The sequence below is a fragment of the Chamaesiphon polymorphus CCALA 037 genome (assembly GCF_003003845.1).
GTDB lineage: Bacteria > Cyanobacteriota > Cyanobacteriia > Cyanobacteriales > Chamaesiphonaceae > Chamaesiphon > Chamaesiphon polymorphus.
Window position 1 is genome coordinate 1 of record NZ_PVWO01000363.1, and the last position, 6,025, is coordinate 6,025.

Sequence of the window (6,025 nt, forward strand, 5' to 3'; positions counted from 1 at the left end):
ATGGAGAAGTCATCAAGTTGTCGGTAACCAATGCCCAAGACAGCCGCGTCGATCGGATGCTAGTCAAAGAGGGCGATCGAGTCCAGAAAAACCAAGTCATTGCCGTATTGCAAGGCATCGATCGCAAGCAAGCCGATTTACGAGATGCCCTGACGGATGTTAAGTTACGGCAAGTGGAATTGGGCAGAGTTACGCGTATTGACGTCAAAAAATCTCAAGTTACAGCCCAAAATGCTGTAATTGCTAGACTTCAAGCCCAATTGACCAGTACGCGCAAACGACAAGAAGCGGCGATCGTCAGTGCTGTCGCGCGGCTGCGGAATGCGGAAACAGATTATCAGCAACGGTCTCGATTATTTGAAACTGAGGTGGGACTGCTCAGTGCGCGGGCAAAGTTGTCAAATGCCGAAGCTGAGTATCAGCGTCGCCAGAAATTCGATCGGACTGGTGACTCCACGCTCGGTGCTAAAGCCCGATTGAGTAATGCCCAAGAAGAATATCGACGCAATCAAGTTCTCTATGAATCTGGTGCCATTAGCAACTCACAACTCGATAAAGCACTCGAAGCCGTGACTTCGGCTCAGGCATCCGTGCGTGAAAGACAAGTTGATACTCAGACCCAATTAGACAAAGCCGCTGAAGATTTAGCTTCCGCACGAGCAGCACTGCGTGAAAAAGAAATCGAAGTTAAAATTCAACTGGATAAGACCAAAGCCGATTTGCTCGCAGCGCGAGAAACACTCAATGAAAGACAGGCAGAACTAGAGCAAACCATTCAAACCCTGAATGCCGAAATCGAACAAGAGCGGGCAAAGCTAGCCGAATTACAAGAAGTACGTCCTTCTGATGTCATTTTGGCGCAAGCACAACTAGAAAAAGCCAAAATAGCAGTCGAACAAAAACAAGCCGCACTCCGAGATTCGGAGGTGCGCGTACCCGTTGCTGGTCAAATTCTCAAAATTAATACTCGGATCGGCGAACAAGTCAACACCACTCAGGGGATTGTCGAGCTAGCTCAAACAGATCGCATGTATGCGTCAGTTGAAGTTCCCGAAATTGATATCAGCAAAATTAAAGCAGGTCAACCAGCCGTCATCACTAGCGAATACAACAGTTTTAAGGGATCGCTCCAAGGTGTGGTAGAGCAAATCGGCTTACAAGTGGGTCGCAAGCAAGCCCAAGAAGTGGCTGGCACTAATCCAGCCTCAGATAAAGAAGCCCGCATTGTCACTGTCAAAGTCCGGATTGCCCCAGCCGATAGTCTCAAAGTAGCTCAATTGACCAACATTCAGGTGCGGGTACGCATTCCTTTCAAGCCATGAAAAATATCGGGAAGTTTTTGACGATGCGGGAAAGACCCTTAGCATGGGCGCAGCTATCTCATCAAAAAACCCGCATGGCTGTAGCCATGGGTGGGATTGCCTTTGCCAATGTACTAATTTTTATGCAGTTGGGGTTTGTCAATCTCTTTGCTGGAGGGGCAACAGTGCTGCCAGAGAATTTACGTGGGAACTTATTTGTAATGAACCCCGAATCCAAGTATATTAGTGCGAATACCTTCGATCGCACTCTGCTCTATCAGGCAGCGGCGTTTGAGGGCATTGTCTCAGCAGAACCTTTATACATCGGGATCGGTAACTGGGCTTATAACAAAGAGCAAATTTCCTACAACACTCGTGTTTTTGCCTACAATCCCAAAATTAAGATTTTTGATTTGCCAGAGGTAAACCGCCAGCAGTTAAACCTCTCCGAACCTTTCACCTTTTTATTCGATCGCTTATCCCGACCAGAATTAGGCCCAATTCCCGAGCAGATCGAAACTAAGTCATCGGCATCTGCTTTTTTGAACAACCGTCAGGTCTCGGTTCGCGGTCTGTTTAGCTTAGGATCTTCGTTTTTTCTGGGGGATGGGAATGTGGTCACCAGCGACTCGACCTATGCAGAAATTTTTGGGACTGCGGCATTAAATAATGTCGCAGTAGGCATTATTCACGTCCGTCCCGGTACCGATCTCGTGGCACTCAAGCAAGGGATTCAAAAGCATGTACCAGGATTGGAAGCCCTGACATATAAAGAACTTAAAGAAAAAGAACTCAAATATCAAGATGAAAATCCCACCAGCGTAATTTTTGGGTTTGGTGCGGCGATGGGCTTTGTAGTCGGTGTGGCGATCGTTTATCAAGTGTTGTACAGCGATGTCAGCGATCATCTATCCGAATATGCCACCCTCAAAGCCATTGGTTATTCCGGACGCTCTCTACTGCTGGTAATTTTCCAAGAGGCTGCTTTGTTAGCAGTGCTAGGCTATATTCCAGGGTTTATTGCCACGATCGGTATGTATCGATTGCTGACAGTCTTAACCCGCTTAGAGCTGCTGATGCAATGGGATCTAGCACTGAGTGTCTTTTTGCTGACCCTACTGATGTGCCTGCTCTCGGCAGCAATCGCCTCCAATAAACTACACTCCGCCGATCCAGCCGATGTATTCTAATCTCCACATCTTTCACCAGCAGCTCACGCTCTGAAGAGAACCTCCAGATCGAGCGAGATTTACTCCTAAGTACTAAAATTATCCACTATCCACTATCCACTATCCACTAAAACACTAATAACTTTGTCTTAAGGCAAGATCTGAGGATGTCAATTATGTCAGTTCTACCAACAATTCAAATTCAAAATCTCAACCATAGTTTTGGGAAAGGGAACCTGGAAAAACCCGTATTGGTCGATATTAACCTAGAAATTTATCCAGGCGAGATTATCATCCTCACTGGCCCCTCTGGGAGCGGTAAAACCACGCTCTTAACTCTAATTGGAGCCTTACGCTCTACGCAGTCAGGTAGCTTAAAAATTCTCGATCGAGAACTACATGGTGCTAGCTCCAAACAATTAGTAAAAACGCGGAGCCAGATCGGATTTATTTTTCAGTCACACAACTTGTTAAAGAGTTTGACGGCTTGGGAAAATGTCACGATGCCGCTGAAACTCCAACCGCAGATGAAAAACCGCAAAGCATTAGCGATCGAGATCTTAAATCTAGTAGGATTAGGCGATCGCACGCACTATTACCCAGACAACCTCTCTGGCGGTCAAAAACAACGGGTCGCGATCGCCCGTGCATTGGTGGCCAACCCGCAGTTAATTCTTGCTGACGAACCTACCGCCGCTCTCGATAGCCACTCCGGACGCGAGGTAGTGCAAATTATGCAGAACCTCGCAAAAGAGCGAGGTTGCACCATTTTAATGGTGACTCATGACAATCGCATTTTGGATGTAGCCAATCGCATTATTCACATGGAAGATGGCTGTCTGATTTCCTAAGGAGGTGCCCTCACACAATGCATGTTTTCAATCCGACCATTCATCCTATGGCCAAAGTTCTCCAACGGATCGAGCTAACACTCTTAGGCGTGACAATCTTTCTCAAATTTGTCAACGATCGCGAGCTAGAATTTAGTGCGAGCAATTTATACTTTGCTCTGTTCTGTGGTTTAGTCGTGCTATTCAGCAGCCGCATTCCTCTAGAACAGCCAATTTTGCATCGCCAGACTTATGCTGGTGTCAATATGGCAGCGATTATTCTCGCCAATATCACGGGTAACGGCTCAGATCTGTTGCTGTATTGGACAATTGTGAAAATTTCCTTCTTGTTAGATTTACGGAGTGTCATTTTTACTGTTTCAATCGGTGGCATTATTCACAATCTTGGCCTTGTTTTAAACTATAGCCACATTAAGACCTTAGCTGCCCAGCAGGGAATTACACTACCCGCAACACCACATCTGGCGATCGCCGAACAAGTTAGCTATTATATTGGCGCGAGTGTCTTCTGCATTTTATTAAGTAATTTGGTGTTGGCAGAGCAACGCAGTCGGATTCAAACCGTCCTGCTCGCTGAAGAAGTCAAAAGTTTGGCGGCAAATTTAGAACGACAACGGATCGCTCGGGAAATTCATGATGCTTTAGGGCATAGTCTCACCGCTTTGGATATTCAACTCGAACTCGCCCAAAAACTCCAACAGCGCGACCCCTTTCAAACCGGACAGGCGATCGATCGCGCCAAACAATTAACTACCCAATGCCTTCAAGATGTCCGTTTAGCCCTGCAAAATATTCATAATGAGCCGTTCGATCTCCAAAAGTCCCTGCAAGTTTCGATCGATCGATTCCGTCCCGCTGTGAATATTCACGTCCAGCTAGACTTACCCCAATTACCACTCCAAACCAGCCGTCAATTATTCTGTATTTTGCAAGAAGCATTGACAAATATCCATAAACATGCAGTCTCAACTGAAGTCTCTCTACGTAGCGGTTACGATCGACAACACCTGTGGATTCAGCTCCAGGATAACGGTCGTGGCTTTGAACCGACAGATGTCAATACCGGATTTGGGTTGCGAAACATGACTCAACGCGCCCAATTACTCGGCGGTCGCCTCCAAGTAGACAGTTCGCCCCAGTGTGGTACCCAAATTTCTCTATCCATTCCCCTCATGGCCACATGATTAACTTACTGATTGCCGACGATCTAGATATGTTTCGTCAGGGTTTAGCAACCTTGCTAGACCTAGAGGACGATCTGCATGTGGTCGGTCAAGCCTGCAATGGACAAGAGGCGATCGCCTTAGCCGCACAACTACAACCCGATGTCATTTTGATGGATATCCGGATGCCCATTTGTAATGGAGTAGAAGCAACCAGGCATATCCATCAATGTTATCCCTGGATCGGAATTTTGGTGTTGACAACTTTTGATGAAGACGAATATATCTGGCAATCTCTCCAAGCTGGTGCCTTGGGCTACTTACTCAAAAGTACCCCTTCAGAACAATTAGCTACTGCCATCCGTTCTCTCCAGCAGGGCTATAGTCAGCTAGGCCCGACTATTGCCCCCAAAGTTTTTGCCCAAATTAATCCCTTGCCAGCGGACAAGGCTGCCTCCGAAAGCTTAAGCGCACTCAACCAAAGGGAACGAGACGTTTTGCTATTAATTGGTCGCGGGTTTAGCAATCGCGAAATCGCTAACCATTTGCACCTGAGTGAAGGCACCGTGAGAAACAACGTTACTCAAGTATTGAGTAAACTGTATTTGCGCGATCGCACCCAAGCCGCACTCTGGGCTAAACAGCACTTACCCGGAACCCTCTGATGACCCAACCCAATTCTTGAAAGATTTGGGGCAAATGGAGAATGCTGAAAAAAGATCGATCGATAAAACTCCCCATCCAGGCTCGATCGTTTTTTAGCCTCGATCCGAACGCGGATTCATTTCAGGAGGATAACGAGCTTCCAATAATTTGACCCGTTCCTCAAGTGCAGTAATTTGTTGTCTGACTTTCAGGGTATTTTCCATATTGAGTTGAGCGATGTAGATGGCCGTACCAGCGCGATTTGCCAGCGTTTTAAAAGTCCATAATTCGTCGATCGAATACTGCCGTCCATCTTGTCGGGCACCGAGCGCGAGCACGCCAATCAGCTCCAAGCGTTCTCCTCTTTGCAGCATCAGCGGCACCAGGAGCGAAAATTCACTGTGTCCGGATTGTTGGATTACCTCACCTTTTTGCAGCAGTTTGAGCGATCCCTCCCAGTCAATCGACTGCGCCGCTTGCGGCGATAAATTCTGAATCTCTGCTAATTGCAGTCGATCTGCTGCATCCTTCAAAAAAATGGCTCCGTGCAAAATGTGGAGAATTTCGAGCGTTCGCCGAATCAGAATCTGCAATAGTTCCGAACAGTCGATCGTCGCGCGGGCTTCCGGTAAGAATTCGACGAAATCACGACTGAGATTTAGTTTGTGAGCATAGAAGTTATGGTTGACCCAAACTTCCAGTCTGGTGCGTAAAGGGCCGAAAATTAACCCGATTCCCAAAACTGCTAACCCAGCGGCAATCGGGCCTGCACCGATCCCGATAACCTTGGCAAACATCATTTCCAATAACTTGGCGGTTGCCGCCCAGACTGCGGCTAATACGGTAGTCCACAATCCATAGATAACCCCGCGATTGATGATAAAATCAATCTCCCA

General features: G+C 47.1%; 6 protein-coding genes. 5 read left to right on the top strand and 1 reads right to left on the bottom strand.

Annotated features, from left to right (window positions below):
• From C7B77_RS21740 to C7B77_RS21760, 5 genes are all read left to right on the top strand, one after another.
• On the top strand, positions 1-1,322 hold a 1,322-nt coding region (locus tag C7B77_RS21740; RefSeq protein WP_245894306.1), incomplete at its 5' end, for an HlyD family efflux transporter periplasmic adaptor subunit.
• Positions 1,319-2,491, top strand: coding sequence for an ABC transporter permease DevC (gene devC / locus C7B77_RS21745; protein WP_106309777.1), 1,173 nt, complete (start codon positions 1,319-1,321; stop codon positions 2,489-2,491). The genes C7B77_RS21740 and devC, both read left to right, overlap by 4 nt.
• A gap of 155 nt (positions 2,492-2,646) precedes the next feature.
• Entirely contained in the window at positions 2,647-3,321 is a 675-nt protein-coding gene (locus C7B77_RS21750) for a DevA family ABC transporter ATP-binding protein (RefSeq protein ID WP_106309780.1), read from the top strand.
• A gap of 17 nt (positions 3,322-3,338) precedes the next feature.
• Positions 3,339-4,505 carry a sensor histidine kinase gene (locus C7B77_RS21755; RefSeq protein WP_106309783.1) on the top strand — a complete coding sequence of 389 codons (1,167 nt, stop codon included), beginning with the start codon at positions 3,339-3,341 and terminating at the stop codon, positions 4,503-4,505.
• Positions 4,502-5,149, top strand: coding sequence for a response regulator (locus C7B77_RS21760; RefSeq protein WP_106309786.1), 648 nt, complete (start codon positions 4,502-4,504; stop codon positions 5,147-5,149). Before C7B77_RS21755 ends, C7B77_RS21760 begins: the two co-directional genes overlap by 4 nt.
• Positions 5,150-5,242: 93 nt before the next feature.
• Here the strand turns inward: C7B77_RS21760 and C7B77_RS21765 are convergent.
• Positions 5,243-6,025: GAF domain-containing protein (locus C7B77_RS21765; protein WP_146138442.1), on the bottom strand; the 783-nt coding region annotated here is incomplete at its 5' end.

Coding starts and splice junctions, on each gene's coding strand:
- C7B77_RS21755 (WP_106309783.1), top strand. CDS start 3,339: ATGCATGTTTTCAATCCGACCATTCATCCTATGGCCAAAGTTCTCCAA.
- C7B77_RS21750 (WP_106309780.1), top strand. CDS start 2,647: ATGTCAGTTCTACCAACAATTCAAATTCAAAATCTCAACCATAGTTTT.
- C7B77_RS21760 (WP_106309786.1), top strand. CDS start 4,502: ATGATTAACTTACTGATTGCCGACGATCTAGATATGTTTCGTCAGGGT.
- devC (WP_106309777.1), top strand. CDS start 1,319: ATGAAAAATATCGGGAAGTTTTTGACGATGCGGGAAAGACCCTTAGCA.